Source organism: Micromonospora sp. NPDC023956, from assembly GCF_040639195.1.
GTDB lineage: Bacteria > Actinomycetota > Actinomycetes > Mycobacteriales > Micromonosporaceae > Micromonospora.
In genome coordinates this window covers 49,651-67,781 of sequence record NZ_JBEZZN010000005.1, presented here as the reverse complement: position 1 = coordinate 67,781, position 18,131 = coordinate 49,651, and the positions used below count along the sequence as shown (strand labels likewise).

The following is an 18,131-nucleotide window of genomic DNA, read 5'->3' as shown; positions in this document are numbered from 1 at the left end:
TTGCTTAGCCCGCGACTCTTTGTAAACCTAAATCGATCGATGTTTGTTAGCGCTAACACCCCCACCACCTGTCCGGCTGCACCCCACCCGAACCGCGACAGCAGGTCGCCCCCCTTTACCCGTTGGAGGATCGGCATGATCTCCCGGCACCGTCCCGCCAGACGCCGACTCACCGCATTCTCAGTCTCCGGAGCTGTCGCGATCTCGGCAGCTCTCCTCGTGTCGTTGCTGCCCAATCTCGCCCACGCCGCCGAGAGCACCCTCGGTGCGGCGGCGGCCCAGTCCGGCCGCTACTTCGGCACCGCCGTCGCCGCGAACAAGCTCAGCGACGGCACGTACAGCACCATCCTGAACCGCGAGTTCACCTCGGTCACGGCCGAGAACGAAATGAAGATCGACGCGACCGAGCCGCAGCAGAACCAGTTCACCTTCACCAACGCGGACCGGATCGTCAACCACGCCATCAGCCGGGGGATGAAGGTGCGCGGCCACACCCTGGCCTGGCACTCCCAGCAGCCCGCCTGGATGCAGAACATGTCCGGCAGCACCCTGCGCTCGGCGATGCTGAACCACGTCACCCGGGTCGCCACCTACTACCGTGGCAAGATCGACTCCTGGGACGTGGTGAACGAGGCGTTCGCCGACGGCTCCAGCGGCGCCCGGCGTGACTCCAACCTCCAGCGCACCGGCAACGACTGGATCGAAGCCGCGTTCCGCGCCGCCGACGCGGCCGACCCGAACGCCAAGCTCTGCTACAACGACTACAACACCGACAACTGGTCGCACGCCAAGACCCAGGCCGTGTACACCATGGTCCGCGACTTCAAGGCCCGTGGTGTACCGATCGACTGCGTCGGTTTCCAGTCGCACTTCAACAGCGGCTCGCCGTACCCGAGCAACTACCGCACCACGCTGTCGAGCTTCGCCGCCCTCGGCGTCGACGTCCAGATCACCGAGCTGGACATCGAGGGTTCCGGGACCACCCAGGCCAACACCTACCGCAGTGTGGTCAACGACTGCCTCGCCGTCGCCCGGTGCAACGGCATCACCGTCTGGGGGATCCGGGACACCGACTCCTGGCGGGCCAGCGGCACGCCGCTGCTCTTCGACGGCAACGGCAACAAGAAGCAGGCGTACGACGCGACCCTCAGCGCGCTGAACAGCGTCACCCCCACCCCCACCCCGACGGGCAGCACGCCGCCGCCCACCTCGGGGCCGATCGACACGACCGCGTGGTACGAGGTGGTCAACCGCAACAGCGGCAAGCGGCTGGACGTGTGCGGGGTCTCGACGGCCGATGGTGCCTGCGTCCAGCAGTACGGCCCGTCGGGCGCGGCGAACCAGCAGTGGCAGTTCGTCGACTCGGGCGGTGGCTACTACCGGCTGCGGGCCCGGCACTCCAACAAGGTGCTGGACGTCCACAACTCCTCCACCGCCGACAGCGCCCCGATCGTGCAGTGGACCGACCACAACGGAACGAACCAGCAGTTTCGGGTGGTCGACTCGGGCGGCTACGTCAAGCTGATCAACCGCAACAGCGGCAAGGCCGTGGAGATCCAGGGCGCGTCCACCGCCGACGGGGGTGCCGTCGTGCAGTACACCGACTGGAACGGCACGAACCAGCAGTGGCAGCTGGTCCGGGTCGGCTCGCCGCCCACCACGACGCCGCCGCCGTCCAACACCTGTGACCTGCCGTCGACGTACCGGTGGTCGTCGACCGGGGCGCTGGCGCAGCCGAAGTCGGGTTGGGTGTCGCTCAAGGACTTCACCCACGCCCCGTACAACGGCCGGCAACTCGTCTACGCGACCACCCACGACTTCGGCACCAGCTGGGGTTCGATGAACTTCGGGACCTTCGGCAACTGGTCGGAGATGGGCTCGGCCAGCCAGAACACCATGCCGTTCTCCGCCGTGGCGCCGTCGCTGTTCTACTTCGCCCCGAAGAACATCTGGGTGCTCGCCTACCAGTGGGGCGGCCCGTCCTTCTCCTACCGGACCTCGACCGACCCCACCAACGTCAACAGCTGGTCGGCCCACCAGACCCTGTTCACCGGGAGCATCTCCGGCTCCGGCACCGGTCCGATCGACCAGGCGCTGATCGGGGACGGCACGAACATGTACCTCTTCTTCGCCGGTGACAACGGGAAGATCTACCGGGCCAGCATGCCGATCGGGAACTTCCCGGGCAACTTCGGCTCGAACTACACCACCATCATGAGCGACACCACGAACAACCTGTTCGAGGCGGTCCAGGTCTACAAGCTCCAGGGCCAGACCCGGTATCTCATGATCGTCGAGGCGATCGGCGCGCAGGGCCGGTACTTCCGCTCCTTCACCGCCACCAGCCTGGGCGGCACCTGGACCCCGCAGGCCGCGACCGAGAGCAACCCCTTCGCCGGTAAGGCGAACAGCGGGGCCACCTGGACCAACGACATCAGCCACGGCGAGTTGATCCGGAGCAACGCCGACCAGACCATGACCGTCGACCCCTGCAACCTGCAACTGCTCTACCAGGGCCGGTCCCCCAACTCCGGCGGCGACTACGGCCTGCTGCCCTACCGGCCGGGTCTGCTGACCCTCCAGCGCTAGGAGTGCCGGGGCGACCTCCGCCCGCGTCCGGCGGCGGGCCGGGATCGCCCCGCTGACCTGGCAGAACCAACCCCGAGGGCTTGGCGCCGTCACCCGGCGCCGAGCCCTCGGCGGCGTGCGGCCGGAGCAGGGGCCGGCGAGGGCGGCGCCGCCCGCCGACCGAACAGCCGGCGCTAGAGGGCGGTGACCACCACGTCGACGCGGCGCGGCCGGCCGGGCGCGGTGGGCTCCTCCAGCACGGTGTACTTCAGGTCCCGCAGAGCGGTGACCAGGTCGTCCGCGTCGCGCGGGCGGGCTCCGGCGGTGAGCAGGTCACGCACCAGCCGACCCTTGGTGGCCTTGTTGAAGTGGCTCACCACCGATCGGGTCACCACCCCGTCGACCTCCCGCTCGTGCAGCACCCGCACGGTGACCGTCCGGGCCGCCAGGTCACCCCGGGGCGTCCAGGCCGTCGCGTAGGCGGCGGAGCGCAGGTCGAGCACCGGGCCGCCGGCCGCTGCCGACTCCATCGCCGGTGCCAGCACCCGCTTCCAGTACGCGGACAGCGTCCCCGGGCCGGGCAGGGTCACCCCGATCGGGCACCGGTACGGCGGGATCCGGTCGGTGAGGCGTACCGCGCCCCACAGGCCGGAGGCGACGAGCACCTGCCGGCGGGCCGCCCGCAGCGCGGTCGGCGGGAGGGTGGCCAGGTCCAGCGCCTCGTAGAGCACCCCGGTGTAGACCGCCGCCGCCGGTGCGGTGGCGGCCGTGCGCAGCCGGGCGTTGCGGGCCAGCTCGCCGCGCTGCCCCTCGCTGAGCAGCAGCGTCCGGGTGCCCGCGTCGTCGTCGGCGGTGGCCAGGGCGACCAGCGACTCCAGCACCGCCTCCCGGGCCGGGTTCAGCTCGGGCAGGCTGAGCCGGGTCAGGTCGAGCCGCCGCCCGGCGCGGACGTCGGCCTTGCGCTCGGAGGGCGGCAGCAGGATGAGCATCGGGCGGGACACCTCACGGACCGGTGGGACGCTGGCCGGGCGAGCCTACCCGGCGGACTCACCGCCAGGGACGCACGGCGGTCGCCGGGTGGTACACCCGGTAGTCGCCGACCCCGGTGACCGTGACCGGGATGTCCCCGTCGGCGAGCAGTTCGGTCAGCCGCCGCTCGGCGGCCGAGCCGGCCCGCAGCACGTACCCGGGCCGCTCGGCGCGCGCCACCGCCCGCCAGTACGCCGGATAGCGGTTCTGCCCCGGGTGCAGCCGGTCGTCGAGCACCCCGCAGAGCACCTCCTCGGCGGTGGTGAAGGTCAGCCGGTGGCAGGTCCAGTAGTCGCCGTACACGTGGTGCGGGCCGGTCGCCCGTAACACGTCGGCGAGCCGGCGAGCCGCCCGTTCCTCGGCCCGGATGCCGGCGGTGCCGACGGCGAAGAGGCCGGTCGCCACCAGCGCGGTGGCGGTCAGCGCGGCCAGCACGGCGGTGGCGGCGGCCCCGGCCAGTCGTCCGACCGCCCCCGCCGTGCCCTTCCAGCAGGCCACCGCCGCCACCCAGAGCGGCCAGAGCACCGCCGGCAACGACAGTTGGAGCACCGACAGGTAGCGGGCGCTGGACAGCGGGTCGGCGGCGGCCAGCGGGCTGCGCACGTACCCGAGCAGGGTCAACGCGGCCCCGGCGACCAGGGCGAGCCACACGACCGGCCGGACCGGGTGGGTGGCCCGGCGGCGCAGCGCGGCCAGCGCGAGCCCGGCGGCCAGCGCGAGTAGCAGCGGGTAGAGCAGACCGAACCACTCCTGCCAGCGGGCACAGCCGTCCGCCGGGCAGAGCCCGCTGGCCAGCGGCACCCCCTCGGTGAGGCCGCCGACGATCCGGTCGGTCAGCGGGCCGGGCGGGCCGCCGGTCGCGTCGACCTGACGGAACACCGAGAGCGAGTCCTGCCCCGGCGGAGCGGTGAGGTTGTCCCAGAGCATCGGCGACACGCCCAGCGTGAAACCGGCGACCAGCAGCACCGCCGCCCAGCCGAACAGTTCCCGGCGCAGCGCGACCAGCAGCACCAGCCCGGCCACCGCCAGGTACGGCACGATCAGCCAGTCCGACCAGGTGGCCACCCCGGCCAGCAGCCCGAACAGGCCGACGGCCAGCCGGCGGTGCCGGAGCGTACGCTCGGCGAGCCCCACCGCGACCAGCAGCATCGCCGCCACCGCCACCTTCACCTCGGGCCGCCCACCCACCGCGGTCAGCTGGTCCCGGACCACCCGTTCCGTGCCGAGCGCCAGCAGACCGACCACCAGCACCGCCAGCCAGGGCGAGAAGACCCGGCGGGTCAACCGGTACATCAGCCAGACGAACAGGGCGTAGAGCGCCAGCAGGGGCAGCCGCAGCACCGTCCAGGACGGCCCCGCCACGGCGACCAGCGGGGCGGCCAGGTACGACTCCAGCACCCCCATGTACCGCTGCCCGTAGAGGAAGACCGGGTGCGCGCGGCCCTGCGCGACGTGCAGCGCGACCAGGCCGAAGGTCGCCTCGTCGCTGTTGCCGGCGGGGACGGTGTGCAGGGTCAGCACCAGCCGGTAGACCACCCCGGCGGTGCCGAGCAGGAGCGCGACCAGCGCGGGCCGGTCCAGCGCCGGAACCCACCGTCGTACGCCTGTGGTCATCGCCGAACGCCCCCGTCGCCGCCCTGCGACCGAAAGTCTGTCACGTCCGGCGGGGCGGGGGAGGCGGATCGGCGCAGGTGGGGGCGTTGTCGATCGCTCGCGTGGCCGGCTGCCGGCGGGTGTGGCAGGGTGTCAGCGTGTCCACGCCTCCCGCCGGCCAGCTCGCCGTACCGACCCTGCACCGCGCCGCCCGGATCGAAGACGCCGTGCACCGGCTGGTGGAGCGCCGGCTGCGTCGGACCGGATGGCAGACCAACATCGTCGCCTACACCGGGTACGGCGGCCCGGGTTGGGTGCGGGTGATGTGCCGGGTGCTGCTCGGCCGGGCGGACAACCGCCGCAAGGGCCGGCTGGAGAAGGTGCGCGGCTGGCGCAGCTTCACCACCCTGCCGGCGAAGCGGGTGACCGTCACGATCGAGGCCGGCGGGGTCCGCCACGAGGCGTGCGCCGACCGCAGCGGTTTCGTCAACGCGGTGGTCCGGGCCGACCTGCCACCGGGCTGGACGTCGGTCCGGCTGAGCATGCCCGACGCCGAGCCGGTGGACGCGCCGGTCCGCATCCTCGACCCGCAGGTCCGGTTCGGCATCCTCTCCGACATCGACGACACGGTGATGGTCACCGCGCTGCCCCGACCGCTGCTCGCCGCGTGGAACACCTTCGTCCTCGACGAGCACGCCCGCAACGCGGTGCCCGGCATGGCGGTCCTCTACGAACGCCTGGTCACCGCGCATCCCGGCGCGCCGGTCTTCTACCTCTCCACCGGCGCGTGGAACGTCGCGCCGACGCTGACCCGGTTCCTCTCCCGGCACCTCTACCCGGCCGGTCCGCTGCTGCTCACCGACTGGGGTCCGACCCACGACCGGTGGTTCCGCAGCGGGCGGGAACACAAGCGGGCCACCCTGGCCCGGCTGGCGAGCGAGTTCCCCGACGTGAAGTGGCTGCTGGTCGGCGACGACGGCCAGCACGACCAGGAGATCTACCGGGAGTTCGCCGCGGCCCACCCGGCCAACGTGGCGGGCGTGGCGATCCGCCGCCTCTCGCCGACCCAGTCGGTGCTCGCCGGCACGCTGCCGGCCCCGCTGGCCGAGCACGAGTCGTCCTCCGGACCGGTGGGGCAGAAGTGGCTCTCCGCCCCGGACGGCGCGGGGCTGTGGAAGCTGCTCCGCCAGGCCGGCCTGGTCTGATCCGGTGTCGTACCGCAGGATGCCCGGTTCCTGAAGGATACTTGCGCTGCCGGGTTCCATAGATGAATATCTCCTTCATGGTGGCTCCGCGCATCCCGACCCTCGTCCGTACCGCGCTGGTGACGGCGCTGCTCGTCGGCGCGGGTCTGCTCGCGCTGGCACCCCAGCCGTCCGCCCCGCCGGCCGCTGCCCTCCCGGTGGCCGCGCAGGCGGCCTGCCCCGTCGACCCGGCGACCCCGAAGCGGCAGTTCCGGGGCATGTGGATCGCCAGCGTCGCCAACGTGGACTGGCCCAGCCGCACCGGGCTCAGCGTCGCCGACCAGCAGGCCGAGTACCGTTCCTGGCTCGACCTGGCCAAGCGCAACCGGATGAACGCGGTCGTCGTGCAGATCCGGCCCACCGCCGACGCGTTCTGGCCCTCGACGTACGAGCCGTGGTCGCACTGGCTCACCGGCACGCAGGGCCGGGATCCGGGCTACGACCCCCTCGCGTTCATGGTCGCCGAGGCGCACGCCCGCAACCTGGAGTTCCACGCCTGGTTCAACCCGTACCGGGTCGCCAACCACAACGACCCGAGCCGGCTGGTGAGCACCCACCCGGCCCGGCGCAACCCCGGCTGGGTGGAGAGCTACGGCGGCCAGCTCTACTACAACCCGGGCATCCCGGCGGTACGGGCCTTCGTGCAGGACGCCATGATGGACGCGGTACGCCGCTACGACATCGACGGCGTGCACTGGGACGACTACTTCTACCCGTACCCGGTCAGCGGGGTGGACTTCCCCGACCAGGACACCTTCGCCCAGTACGGCGCCGGCTTCACCAGCATCGCCGACTGGCGGCGCAACAACGTCGACCTGCTGGTGCAGGAGATGAGCCAGAAGATCCACGCCGCGAAGTCCTGGGTCACCCTGGGCATCAGCCCGTTCGGCATCTGGCGCAACGTCGGCACCGACCCGCTCGGCTCGCGGACCACCGGCCTCCAGTCCTACGACGCGATCTACGCCGACACCCGGAAGTGGGTCAAGCAGAACTGGGTCGACTACATCGCCCCGCAGATCTACTGGCACATCGGGCACCCCGCCGCCGACTACGCCGAACTCGTCCGCTGGTGGTCGCAGGTGACCACCGGGACGAACGTGCACCTCGTCGTGGGGCAGGCCACCTACCGGTCCGGCGCGTCCGGCCAGGACCCGGCCTGGCAGAACGCCGGCGAGCTGACCAGCCACTTCACCCTCAACCGCAGCCACCCGCAGGTGGTGGGGGACATCCACTTCAGCGCCAAGGACGTGCGCGCCAACCGGATCGGCGCGATGGCCCGGGTGACCGCCGACCACTACAGCCGCCCGGCGCTGCTGCCCGTACCGCTGGCCCGGGGCGGGTCCGCGCCCGGCGCGCCCACCCTGACCGCCGCGACCCGGGGGAGCAGCGGGGTCACCCTGACCTGGCAGCGCCCGACGACCGGCACCGCCACCGGGTACGCGGTGTACCGGCTCCCCGGCGACGGGCCGGTGGACGCCTGCGCCCTGACCGACGGCCGGCACCTGCTGGCCACCGTCCGCGCCGCCGGGGCGACCGGCACCTTCACCGACACCACGGCGGCGGCCGGCAGCACCTACCGGTACCTGGTCACCGCGACCGGCCGGCTGCACCACGAGAGCGCGCCGAGCGCGGCCCGGACGGTGCCCGGCGACGGCAGCGGCACGTTCCGCGTGATCGTGGACAACACCACCGCCGGTGGCTTCACGGCCAGCGCCAACTGGGGCACCTCGACCTTCCTGACCACCAGGTACGGCACCAACTACCGGTTCGCCAACCCGCAGTCGGTCAGCGACGTGGCCTGGTTCAGTGCCGCGATCCCGGCCGCCGGCACCTACCGGGTGGAGGTCTGGTACCCGGCCGACCCCGGCTACAACAGCGCCACCCCGCACCTGGTGGCGACCAGCACCGGGAACGTCACGGTCACCGTGGACCAGCGCAGTGGCGGCGGTCAGTGGCGGACGTTGGGCAGCTACCCGCTGGCCGCCGGCACCCGCCAGGTGGTCGGGGTGAGCCGGTGGACCGGCACCACCGGCTACGTCGTCGCCGACGCCGTCCGGATCACCCGCCTCTGACCCAGGACGACGCGGGGCAATCGACTCCTTGTCGCCGATACGGGGGTGTCCCGGCAGCAGGACACCCCCGTATCGGCGAAACGGAGTGGATCAACCGGTCAGGCGGGCCGCAACCAGAGCACGCCGAGCGGGGGGACCTGGAGCGGCGCGGACGCGGGCAGGCCGTGCCACGGGACGGACTCCGCCCGTACCGAGCCCAGGTTGCCCACGCCCGACCCGCCGTAGTGGTGCGCGTCGGTGTTGACGACCTCCGTCCAGGTGCCGCCGGCCGGCAGGCCGACCCGGTAGTCGTGCAGCGGCCGGGCGGAGAAGTTCGCCACGCAGACCAGCGTCGAGCCGTCCGGGGCGATCCGGATGAACGAGGCGGTGTTGTTGACCACGTCGTCCCCGGCGATCCACCGGAAACCGGCCGGGTCAGTGTCCTGCGCCCAGAGCGCCGGGGTGTCCCGGTAGACCGCGTTCAGGTCCTTGACCAGCCGCTGCACGCCGGCCCGCGCCGGGTCGTGGAGCAGGTACCAGTCGAGGCCGCGCTCCTCGCTCCACTCCCGCTCGTCACCCAGCTCGCAGCCCATGAAGAGCAGCTGCTTGCCGGGGTGCGCCCACATGTACGCCAGCAGCGCCCGCACGTTCGCCAGCTTCTGCCACAGGTCACCGGGCATCTTGCCGACCAGCGAACCCTTGCCGTGCACCACCTCGTCGTGGCTGATCGGCAGCACGTAGTTCTCGCTGAACGCGTACGCCAGCGAGAAGGTGAGCTGATGGTGGTGGTGCTGCCGGTAGATCGGGTCCTTCGAGGTGTAGAGCAGGGTGTCGTGCATCCAGCCCATGTTCCACTTGAACCCGAAGCCGAGCCCGCCCTCGCTGGTCGCCCGGGTCACACCCGGCCAGGCGGTGGACTCCTCGGCGATCATCACCGCCCCGGCGTGGTCCTTGTAGACGGTGGCGTTGACCTCCTGCATGAAGGCGAGCGCCTCCAGGTTCTCCCGGCCGCCGTGCCGGTTCGGCTCCCACTGCCCCTCGCCCCGCGAGTAGTCCAGGTAGAGCATGGACGCCACCGCGTCCACCCGCAGCCCGTCGACGTGGAACTCGTCGAGCCAGTAGAGCGCGTTGGCGACCAGGAAGTTGCGCACCTCGCGGCGGCCGAAGTCGAAGACGTACGTACCCCAGTCGGGGTGCTCGCCGCGCCGGGGGTCGGGGTGCTCGTAGAGCGGGGTGCCGTCGAACCGGGCCAGCGCCCAGTCGTCCTTGGGGAAGTGCGCGGGCACCCAGTCCAGGATCACCCCGATGCCGGCGGCGTGCAGGGTGTCGACCAGGTGGCGGAACGCGTCCGGGTCGCCGAACCGGGACGTCGGGGCGTAGTAGCCGGTGACCTGGTAGCCCCAGGAACCACCGAACGGGTGCTCCATCACCGGCATGAACTCGACGTGCGTGAAACCCAGGTCGGTGACGTACGCGGTGAGCTGCTCGGCCAGCTCCCGGTAGCCGAGACCGGGCCGCCACGAGCCGAGGTGCACCTCGTACACGCTCATCGGCTCCCGGTGCGGCTGCCGCCGCGCCCGCCGGGCCAGCCACTCCGCGTCGGACCACTGGTACGTCGAGCGGTGCACCACCGACGCGGTGGCCGGCGGCACCTCGGCGTACGCGGCCATCGGGTCGGCCTTGTCCCGCCAGTGGCCGTCCGCGCCGAGGATCCGGTACTTGTACCGCTGCCCGACCGTCGCCCCGGGCACCAGGATCTCCCACACCCCGCTGGAGCCGAGGCAGCGCATCGGCCACCCGTCGTCCGGGCCCCAGCCGGTGAACTCGCCGACCACCTGGACGCCGCGTGCGTTCGGTGCCCACACCGCGAAGGCCACCCCGGCTTCGACGACCCGTGCCCCGAGCGCCTCCCAGAGCCGCTCGTGCCGCCCCTCACCGATCAGGTGCAGGTCCAGTTCACCGAGGGTGGGCGGGTGCCGGTACGGGTCGTCGTGCGTGGTGCCGTCCGCCTCGACCCGGTAGTCGGTCACCGTGCCCGGCACGGTCACCTCGAACACGCCGGCGTCGTGCACCCGGCGCATCGGGTGTCGCCCACCGTCCGCCAGCAGGGTCACCTCCGCCGCGCCCCGGCGCAGTGTGCGGACCGTGGTGCGCCCGTCGGCGGGGTGTGCCCCCAGCACGGAGTGCGGGTCGTGCGCCGCACCGGCGATCAACTGCTCCATTCCACATCCTTCCCAGCGGGGGCGACCGGCGCGGTGCCGCCGGAGAGGTCGTCCGGCACCGCCTCGATGGTCAGCTCGTTCGGTGCGGCCGGGACGGCGGCCGGCGGTTCGGCGGAGGTGGGCCGCCGGATCGTGAACACGTGCGCGGGTTGCAGGTACGGGTCGAGTCGCACGGCGTTGCGCTGCCCCCACTCGTAGCTGGCTCCGGTCAGCTCGTCGTGCACGGTGAACCGCTCGTGCCAGTCGAAGCCGAGGGCGGGCAGGTCCAGGGTGGTGTTGCCCCACTGCACGCTCCGCGCGTCGAACGAGCAGACCACCAGCACGGTGTTCCCGGTGTCGGCGTCCTGCTTCGACCAGCACAGCAGCATCGGGTTGTCGATCTCGTGGAAGACCAGGTTGCGCAGCTGGTGCAGGGCGGGGTTGTCCCGGCGGACCCGGTTGAGGGTGGCGATGAACGGTGCCAGCGAACGGCCGTGCGCCTGCGCGCCGGCCCAGTCCCGGGGGCGCAGCTCGAACTTCTCGTTGTCGAGGTACTCCTCCGCGCCGGGGCGGGCCTCGTGTTCGAACAGCTCGTAGCCGGCGTACATGCCCCAGGAGGGGGAGAGCAGGCTGGCCAGCACCGCCCGGATCTTGAACATCGGCGGGCCGCCGTGCTGCAACGTCTCGTGCAGGATGTCCGGGGTGTTCGGCCAGAAGTTCGGCCGCATCCAGTCGACCGAGGCGACCAGCTCCTCGCAGTACTCCCGCATCTCCGCCGGGGTGGTCCGCCAGGTGAAGTACGTGTACGACTGGGTGAAACCGATCTTGCCGAGCCCGTGCATCATCGCCGGCCGGGTGAACGCCTCGGCGAGGAAGAGCACGTCCGGGTCGACCTGCTTGACCTCGCCGATCAGCCAGTACCAGAAGTCGACCGGCTTGGTGTGCGGGTTGTCGACCCGGAAGATCTTTACGCCCTCGCCGACCCAGTGCAGCACCACGCGGAGGATCTCGGCGCGGATCCCCTCCGGGTCGTTGTCGAAGTTCAGCGGGTAGATGTCCTGGTACTTCTTCGGCGGGTTCTCCGCGTACGCGATGGTGCCGTCGGCGCGGGTGGTGAACCACTCCGGGTGCGCGGTGACCCACGGGTGGTCCGGCGCGCACTGCAACGCCAGGTCCATCGCCACCTCCAAGCCGACGTCGGCGGCGGCGGCGATGAAGTCGCGGAAGTCCTCCGGCGTACCCAGGTCGGGGTGGAGGGCGTCGTGGCCGCCCTCGGCCGCGCCGATCGCCCACGGCGAGCCGACGTCGTCCGGCCCGGCGACCAGCGTGTTGTTGCGGCCCTTGCGGTTGACCCGGCCGATCGGGTGGATCGGCGGCAGGTAGAGCACGTCGAAGCCCATCGCGGCGACCCCGGGCAGCCGGTCCATCGCGGTGACGAAGGTGCCCGAGCGGGCCGGCGCGTCGGCGGTGGCCGGGATCGCCCCCTCCGAGCGGGGGAAGAACTCGTACCAGGCGGAGAAGAGGGCGCGGGGACGGTCCACCCAGAGCGGGTACGCGTCGGCGGAGGTGACCAGCTCGCGGACCGGATGCTCCCAGAGCAGCTCGGCCAGTTCCAGGGCCGGGGCCACCCGAGCGGGCACCGGCAGTTTCCGGTCGCGCAACGCCTTCGCCGCCGCCCGGACCCGCTTCCGCTCGGCCGTCGGCACCGACTTCGCGGCGGCGTCCAGCACCTTCGCCCCGTCGGCCAGGTCGTTGGCCAGTTCGGCCGCCCCCTGCCCGGCGGCGATCTTCTTCGTCACCGCGTTCTGCCAGGTCAGGTACGGGTCGGAGAACGCCTCGACGGTGAACGTCCACCGGCCGACCGCGTCCGGGCGGATCGCGGCGTGCCAACGGTCCTGCCCCGGCTCGCCGGGACGCATCCGCACCGCCGGCCGCTCCCGCCCGTCCGGGCTCTGCCAGCGCACCGTGCAGCCCAGCGCGTCGTGCCCCTCCCGGTACGCGCGGGCGGACACCGGCACCAGCTCGCCGACGACCGCCTTGGCCGGGTAGCGACCGCAGGCCACCGAGGGGGTGATGTCTTCGATCGGAAACCGTCCAGTCACCCCGTCAACCTACTGCCCGAGATCGCCTCGCGCTCGGCCGAGCGCGCCCCTGCCCCCGGCGACGCCGACGTCGTCCGGTTCACGTCCCGGTGGTAGTCACAGGTCGTCGGTAGTTGTCGATTCTGATCACGGTTGCCGCCTTCCCGGTACCTCCGGCACTCTCGGTGCCAGCAGAGCCTGGAACGCCACGCCATCGGGGAGGAACGACCAAGGTGCATGACCATCGATACGTCGGTGATCCGCGACCGGAGGTCGGCGCGGATCTCGACCTGGGTGCGGTACGGGCGTTCCTCGCGGTGGTCGACGACCGCTACTTCGGCGCGGCGGCCGACCGGTTGCGGATAAGCCAGCAGGCGGTGTCCAAGCGCGTCGCGACCCTGGAACGCGACCTCGGGGTACGCCTGTTCACCCGGACGCCGCAGGGCGCCGCCCTCACCGTGGACGGTCAGGCGTTCCTGCCGCACGCTCGCGACCTGATCCGGCTGGCCGAGCGGGCCGTCGGCTCGGTCCAGCCCCGCCGTCGCGCGTTGCGGGTGGACGTGCTCAACCGGCGGATCGGACCGGCCGCGCTGCTACGCGACTTCCACCGGGCGTACCCGGAGACCGACCTGGACGTGGTGACCCTGGTCGAGTCGGATGCCGCCGCCGCGATCGCCGCCGTCGAGGCCGGCACGATCGACGCGACGTTCCGGGCCGTCACCGTGCCGCCTGCCGCGTTGCCGCCGGACGTTCGCGCCGTACGGGTCCTGGACGACCCGCACCAGTTGCTGACCGGGCCGGCTCACCCGCTCGCCGCCGCCCCCCACGTCACCATGGCCGACCTGCCCGGCTTGCGGATCTGGATACCCGGGATCGTGCCCGGCACCGAATGGGCCGCCTACTACGACGCCCTGGCCGGCGAGTTCGGCCTCACCATCGAACGGATCGGCCCCAACTTCGGCACCGACCACCTGCTCGACGTGCTGGCCGACTCGTCGACGCTGACCTCGCTGGTCGGTGCGAAGACCCGCATGCTCTGGCCGCCCACCCACGACCTGCGCCGTATCCCGGTCCTCGACCCGACGCCGGTGTACCCGCACTTCCTGATCTGGCGCACCGACAACCCGCACCCGGGACTGGCCCTGCTGCGCCGCCACATCGCGTCCGCGTCACACGACCACAGCGCCGGCCGGACATGGGTCCCTGACGGGACGGCCGAGCCGGTCGCACCCTGAGCCGGAACGCGGATCCAGGGGTCGGGGTGGGCCCGCACCGACGCTCGCGCGGGCCCCTGTGGCTCAGGTGTCCCAGCTCCTGCGCGCGGCGGCCGCCGGGCCCGTGGCGAGCGTGTTCGGCGGGACGTCCCTGGTCACCACCGCCCCGGCGCCGACCACGGAGTTGCGGCCGATCGTGACGCCCGGCAGAACGGTCACGGCGGCACCGAGCCACACGTTGTCCTCCAGCACGATCGGCGCCGCGTTGATGTACTCGCGCCGCTCCGCTGGCGGGACCGGATGTCCGGAGGTGACGAGGCTCGTCTTCGGACCGATCATCACGCCGGCGCCGATCCGGATGCCACCCTGGTCCAGGAACGTGCAGCCCTGGTTCACGAAGGCGTCCTCGGCGAACTCGGTGCCGAGGCCGTAGTCGGTGAAGAACGGCGGGAAAATCCGTACGGAATCCGGGAGAGGCCCTGCGAAGATCTGCGCGAACAGCGCGGCGCGTCCCTCCGCGTCGTCGAACGGCAGCACATTCAACCGTGACGTCAGGTCCGTGACCTGGTGGATCCGCTCGGCGACGCGGGCGAACTCCGGCGTCCGGACGTACCTGCGCTGGGTCGTTGCAGCAATCATGTAGTGATCTGAGCAGACGCCCCGAGCAGGTGGCAAACAACCGAAAGCTGCTTTCCCACAACCGCCGGTTGTGGGAATTCGTCACTCCTGGCAGTGGTACTACCCGAGGCCGTCATCGCGTGCGTCACGCAACCGGAGAATGTATGCCGCAGTGAGCGCGACAGCGCGATCTTCGTCATTCGACAGGTCTGTGAGGGCATCGGACGCCGTGCTTCCCGGGATGTCCGCGAGCGCCTGGGCCAGCCGTCGACGTGCCGACGGGTCGACCGTGTCGTGGGTGAGACGGTCGACGAGCCCGGTGGCGATCCGATCCGCCGACGCCGGGTCGCCGGCCAGCGCGCTCAGCCTGTCGGCCGCCTCGACGTCGTTCGCCTCCTCGACGACCATGTCGACGAGCGTCGGTACGGCGTCGGCGACTCCCCGTGCCCCGAGTGCCAGCGCCGCCTGCCGCCGGACCACGACGTCGGAGTTGGCGAGGGCGTCCTGCAACAGTGCGGTCGCGTTCCCGCCCGGGATCTCGGCGATCGACTCGACGGCGCGTTTCCGCACCTCCGCCACGGGGGAGTCGAGGCCCTCCGCCAGCAGTGCCAGTCCGCCGTCGCCCGCTTGCGCCAGCGCCCACCGAAGGGCGCCGGCCACGTTCGGGTCCGTCTCGTGCAGCGCTGCCTCGACCAGCGCCTCCACCGGCACCGGCACCTCGTCGACCGAGGACAGAGCCGCGCGCTGCCGCCTGCCGGCGCTCTCCGAGCCCAGTGCCTGGAGAAGGGCGACGATCTGGAGGACGTCCTCCCAGTCGGCGGGGTCCGCGGCATCGATCCGACGGAGCCGGGTGAGCAGCTCCGTCTCGGCGGCGATGCGTTCGCGCGTCCGGCGGACGAGGTCGTCGACGAGTGCCGAGGGTGTGACGTCGGGATCGTCGAGCGCCCGCCCGACGTCACGCAGGGACAGCCCCAGGGACCGCAGGATCTCGATGTGGAAGATCCTCCGGATGTCCTCGCGGGAGTACTCCCGGTAGCCGGCGACGGTGCGACCCGTCGGCCGCAGCAGGCCGAGCTGGTCGTAGTGCCGGAGCATGCGGGCGCTGACCCCGGACCGTCGTGCCACGTCGCCGATCAACATCGCCTCTCCTCACCCCTCCGGGCCGGTGCCGCCGAGCGCCACGACGCGCTTCGCCTCCTCGATGGCGAACGCGAAACCGGCGTCCGGGTCGCGCAACAACCGTTCCGTGGCGATCGCGTGCGCGCGGACGCCAGGGTCGCGGCCCGCCGTCGCCGCGTCCAGGGCCGGCATGATCACCTCACCGAGCGCGACCAGCGCCCGGCTCAGACTCAGCTGCGTCTCCCGCCCGCCGCGTCCGAGCTGTGTGGACAACACCGCGGCCAGCCCCGGCTCCTCACCGGCGGGCACGAGCACGACCGCCGCCCGCCAGGCGCTCCGCGCCACCTCGTCGTCGGCGTCGGTCAGCAGCGCCCGGGTCAGCGCCGGCCACGCCTGCCGGTCCCCGATCTTGGACAGCGTGTGCAACGCCTGGCTGCGTGCCTGCGCACCTCCCGAGCGGAGTTCGTCGAGGAGCCTCGGGACCGTCATCGCGGACGGGTGGCGGGTGAGTGCCCAGGTGAGCATGTCGCGCACGAAGAACTCGGGCTCGACGGCGCACCGCTCGACGAGCTTGTCGACGTGACCCGGGTCAGGGGTCGTGCCGACCGCCAACGCGGCCCGCAGCCGCACCGACGCGTCGCTGCTCTCCAGCCCGCGCAGGGCCGGCATCGGACCGTTCTCCTGGTTCGGCATGGTCGATCACCTCCCTGACGCAGTGAAGACCTTCTCACTGTGTCAAGGTCAAGCGGGGCGCACGGTGGGACGGCCGGGCAAGGGCCCCGACGCGTCGGGGCGGGACTGATCGGGGAGGGGTGCGATGAGCACCAGCGTCGAGGAACTTGGCCGCTGGTTCGACGAGGGTGTCGGACGGGGCGCCACGCACATGGTGGTCGTCTGCGACCAGTACGACCACACCGACTTTCCGGTCTACGTCCAGCCGGGGCAGGACGCGACCGAGGTCTTCGAGCAGGAGTGCGCGCGGTCGTTGCAGCAGGTGATGGAGGTGTACTGCCTCTCGATGGACCGGGCTGCCCAGCTGGCCGAGCGGCGCGCGTTCCACCTCGATCCGCCGCCGTCGCCGCCGGCTGCGGGCCAGGACTGCCGAGCCCGGCACTAGGGTGCTCTCATCGCTCGCGCAGCCGGGCGGAACGACGACAGGAGACCCGGCATGGGCAAGTTGATCTACTCGATGAACACGTCACTCGACGGCTACGTCAGTGACCCGGACGGCAATTTCGGCTGGGGTTTTCCCGACCAGGAGTCGCACGAGTTCATCGGCGAGTTGTCGCGCTCATTCGGGACGTACCTCTACGGCCGCCGCATGTACGAGACGATGGTCTACTGGGAAACCGCGCACACCCTGCCCGATGCGCCCCCGTTCGTCGTGGAGTACGCGCGGGTCTGGCAGGCCACCGACAAGATCGTCTACTCCACGACGCTGAACGAGGCCACCAGCGCGCGGACGCGGATCGAGCGGACGTTCGACCCGGACGCGGTGCGCGCGCTGAAGGCGGAATCGGATCTCGACCTCACCGTCGACGGGCCCAACCTCGCGGCGCAGGCGATTCGCGCCGGACTGGTCGACGAGTTCCAGGTTTTCGTCGGGCCGATCGTCGTCGGTGGCGGCAATCCGTTCTTCCCTCCGGTGCGCGTCGACCTCGAACTGCTGGACAAGCGTCGTTTCGGCAACGGCGTCGTCTACCTGCGGTACCGCGTCCGACACGACGCGTAGGAGCGTGTTCGGGATCAGTGCTGATCCCGAACACGGTTGCTAGCCGGGCGGGTCCGATGCCACGTACGAGCCTTTGCCCTGGTGCACCTCGATCCAGCCCCGTTCGTCGAGGACCCAGAGAGCTCGTTTGATCGGGTTGTCGGAGGAGCTGTACTGGCGGGCGAGTTCGGCGATCGTCGGCAGTTTGTCGCCGGGTTTGAGCGTGCCGTTGCGGATCGACGCGGTGACGTCATCAACCACCTGCTCGTACACGGGTTTGCGGGGCATGGGGGACCACCTCTCGTCAGCCTGTCCAGACTCTCACCAAGCGCGACACGGTGTGGACCCTGTGTTGACTCTGGCTACTGAGGGTCCTAAGTTGCTAAGCGGTAGAGGTCCTCTCGTCAGCAGCGGAGTGCCTCGGATCCGGGCGGGGTGGTTCCTCCCCGTGCCACCCCGCCCCTCCCACCGACAACCCCGAGGAGGCACGGATGCGTGAGCGTCCGCATGACGGGCCGTTGCCGGCGGCCCGCCCGGTGCCGGGTGCCCGGCCGCCGCACCCCGATGGTGATCAGGTGCCAGGTCCGGCCCGCCCGGATCGCGCGCCGCTCACCCGCCGGCAGTACGCCTACGGCCTGACGGTCGCGGTGCTCGTACTGATCCTGCTCCTGGTCGGGATCCTCGGATGAGCGGGACGGGCCG

Annotated in this window: 15 protein-coding genes; 7 read left to right on the top strand and 8 right to left on the bottom strand. The window is 71.6% G+C overall.

Annotated features, from left to right (window positions below; all coding sequences use genetic code 11):
• The first annotated feature begins 135 nt into the window (after nt 1-135).
• On the top strand, nt 136-2,589 hold the full coding sequence (locus AB0F58_RS12475) for a non-reducing end alpha-L-arabinofuranosidase family hydrolase (protein WP_357142044.1): 2,454 nt from the start codon (nt 136-138) through the stop codon (nt 2,587-2,589).
• Between the two features lie 173 nt (nt 2,590-2,762).
• Here the strand turns inward: AB0F58_RS12475 and yaaA are convergent, their stop codons facing one another.
• On the bottom strand, nt 2,763-3,557 hold the full coding sequence (gene yaaA / locus AB0F58_RS12470; protein ID WP_357142041.1) for a peroxide stress protein YaaA: 795 nt from the start codon (nt 3,555-3,557) through the stop codon (nt 2,763-2,765).
• Between the two features lie 58 nt (nt 3,558-3,615).
• The gene (locus AB0F58_RS12465) at nt 3,616-5,211 is read right to left on the bottom strand and encodes a hypothetical protein (protein ID WP_357142039.1); all 1,596 of its coding nucleotides are present in this window, start codon (nt 5,209-5,211) and stop codon (nt 3,616-3,618) included.
• Between the two features lie 137 nt (nt 5,212-5,348).
• Between AB0F58_RS12465 and AB0F58_RS12460 the strand changes: the two genes are divergently transcribed.
• Nucleotides 5,349-6,395, top strand: coding sequence for a phosphatase domain-containing protein (locus AB0F58_RS12460; RefSeq protein WP_357142036.1), 1,047 nt, complete (start codon nt 5,349-5,351; stop codon nt 6,393-6,395).
• A gap of 62 nt (nt 6,396-6,457) precedes the next feature.
• Complete coding sequence (locus tag AB0F58_RS12455) at nt 6,458-8,506, top strand: family 10 glycosylhydrolase (protein WP_357142033.1); 2,049 nt, start codon at nt 6,458-6,460, stop codon at nt 8,504-8,506.
• 98 nt (nt 8,507-8,604) lie between these two features.
• Here AB0F58_RS12455 and glgB read toward each other — a convergent pair whose 3' ends face one another.
• A complete protein-coding gene (gene glgB / locus AB0F58_RS12450) occupies nt 8,605-10,707 on the bottom strand; it encodes a 1,4-alpha-glucan branching protein GlgB (RefSeq protein ID WP_357142029.1) in 2,103 nt (700 codons plus the stop codon).
• Nucleotides 10,695-12,788: a maltotransferase domain-containing protein gene (locus AB0F58_RS12445; RefSeq protein WP_357142026.1), complete on the bottom strand. Its 2,094-nt coding sequence runs from the start codon at nt 12,786-12,788 to the stop codon at nt 10,695-10,697. The genes glgB and AB0F58_RS12445 overlap by 13 nt, the downstream gene beginning before the upstream one ends.
• A 212-nt stretch (nt 12,789-13,000) precedes the next feature.
• Here AB0F58_RS12445 and AB0F58_RS12440 point away from each other — a divergent pair, with 212 nt between their 5' ends.
• Nucleotides 13,001-14,002 carry a LysR family transcriptional regulator gene (locus tag AB0F58_RS12440; protein WP_357142022.1) on the top strand — a complete coding sequence of 334 codons (1,002 nt, stop codon included), beginning with the start codon at nt 13,001-13,003 and terminating at the stop codon, nt 14,000-14,002.
• Between the two features lie 63 nt (nt 14,003-14,065).
• On the opposite strand, the gene AB0F58_RS12435 is transcribed toward AB0F58_RS12440, so the two are convergent.
• The 3 genes from AB0F58_RS12435 to AB0F58_RS12425 all read right to left on the bottom strand — a co-directional run bounded on the left by AB0F58_RS12435 (nt 14,066) and on the right by AB0F58_RS12425 (nt 16,411).
• Nucleotides 14,066-14,620 (bottom strand): sugar O-acetyltransferase, encoded by a 555-nt coding sequence (locus AB0F58_RS12435; RefSeq protein ID WP_357142019.1) that lies wholly within the window; start codon nt 14,618-14,620, stop codon nt 14,066-14,068.
• Nucleotides 14,621-14,719: 99 nt separating this feature from the next.
• Nucleotides 14,720-15,739, bottom strand: a complete 1,020-nt coding sequence (locus AB0F58_RS12430) for a HEAT repeat domain-containing protein (RefSeq protein ID WP_357142016.1) — start codon at nt 15,737-15,739, stop codon at nt 14,720-14,722.
• 9 nt (nt 15,740-15,748) lie between these two features.
• Nucleotides 15,749-16,411, bottom strand: a complete 663-nt coding sequence (locus AB0F58_RS12425) for a HEAT repeat domain-containing protein (protein ID WP_357142013.1) — start codon at nt 16,409-16,411, stop codon at nt 15,749-15,751.
• A 124-nt stretch (nt 16,412-16,535) separates the two neighbouring features.
• On the opposite strand from AB0F58_RS12425, the gene AB0F58_RS12420 reads away from it, so the two are divergent.
• Both AB0F58_RS12420 and AB0F58_RS12415 read left to right on the top strand, forming a co-directional pair.
• Nucleotides 16,536-16,835, top strand: coding sequence for a hypothetical protein (locus AB0F58_RS12420; RefSeq protein ID WP_357142009.1), 300 nt, complete (start codon nt 16,536-16,538; stop codon nt 16,833-16,835).
• Nucleotides 16,836-16,886: 51 nt separating this feature from the next.
• The gene (locus AB0F58_RS12415; RefSeq protein WP_357142006.1) at nt 16,887-17,450 is read left to right on the top strand and encodes a dihydrofolate reductase family protein; all 564 of its coding nucleotides are present in this window, start codon (nt 16,887-16,889) and stop codon (nt 17,448-17,450) included.
• 39 nt (nt 17,451-17,489) lie between these two features.
• Here the strand turns inward: AB0F58_RS12415 and AB0F58_RS12410 are convergent, their stop codons facing one another.
• The gene (locus AB0F58_RS12410) at nt 17,490-17,717 is read right to left on the bottom strand and encodes a winged helix-turn-helix domain-containing protein (protein WP_357142004.1); all 228 of its coding nucleotides are present in this window, start codon (nt 17,715-17,717) and stop codon (nt 17,490-17,492) included.
• A 203-nt stretch (nt 17,718-17,920) separates the two neighbouring features.
• Between AB0F58_RS12410 and AB0F58_RS12405 the strand changes: the two genes are divergently transcribed.
• Complete coding sequence (locus AB0F58_RS12405; protein WP_357142002.1) at nt 17,921-18,118, top strand: hypothetical protein; 198 nt, start codon at nt 17,921-17,923, stop codon at nt 18,116-18,118.
• Nucleotides 18,119-18,131 lie beyond the last annotated feature (13 nt).

What these genes read in the sequence shown, in the direction of transcription:
- AB0F58_RS12475 (WP_357142044.1), top strand. Translation starts at nt 136, where the DNA reads ATGATCTCCCGGCACCGTCCCGCCAGACGCCGACTCACCGCATTCTCA.
- yaaA (WP_357142041.1), bottom strand. Translation starts at nt 3,557, where the DNA reads ATGCTCATCCTGCTGCCGCCCTCCGAGCGCAAGGCCGACGTCCGCGCC.
- AB0F58_RS12465 (WP_357142039.1), bottom strand. Translation starts at nt 5,211, where the DNA reads ATGACCACAGGCGTACGACGGTGGGTTCCGGCGCTGGACCGGCCCGCG.
- AB0F58_RS12455 (WP_357142033.1), top strand. Translation starts at nt 6,458, where the DNA reads ATGAATATCTCCTTCATGGTGGCTCCGCGCATCCCGACCCTCGTCCGT.
- glgB (WP_357142029.1), bottom strand. Translation starts at nt 10,707, where the DNA reads ATGGAGCAGTTGATCGCCGGTGCGGCGCACGACCCGCACTCCGTGCTG.
- AB0F58_RS12435 (WP_357142019.1), bottom strand. Translation starts at nt 14,620, where the DNA reads ATGATTGCTGCAACGACCCAGCGCAGGTACGTCCGGACGCCGGAGTTC.
- AB0F58_RS12430 (WP_357142016.1), bottom strand. Translation starts at nt 15,739, where the DNA reads ATGTTGATCGGCGACGTGGCACGACGGTCCGGGGTCAGCGCCCGCATG.
- AB0F58_RS12425 (WP_357142013.1), bottom strand. Translation starts at nt 16,411, where the DNA reads ATGCCGAACCAGGAGAACGGTCCGATGCCGGCCCTGCGCGGGCTGGAG.
- AB0F58_RS12420 (WP_357142009.1), top strand. Translation starts at nt 16,536, where the DNA reads ATGAGCACCAGCGTCGAGGAACTTGGCCGCTGGTTCGACGAGGGTGTC.
- AB0F58_RS12415 (WP_357142006.1), top strand. Translation starts at nt 16,887, where the DNA reads ATGGGCAAGTTGATCTACTCGATGAACACGTCACTCGACGGCTACGTC.
- AB0F58_RS12410 (WP_357142004.1), bottom strand. Translation starts at nt 17,717, where the DNA reads ATGCCCCGCAAACCCGTGTACGAGCAGGTGGTTGATGACGTCACCGCG.
- AB0F58_RS12405 (WP_357142002.1), top strand. Translation starts at nt 17,921, where the DNA reads ATGCGTGAGCGTCCGCATGACGGGCCGTTGCCGGCGGCCCGCCCGGTG.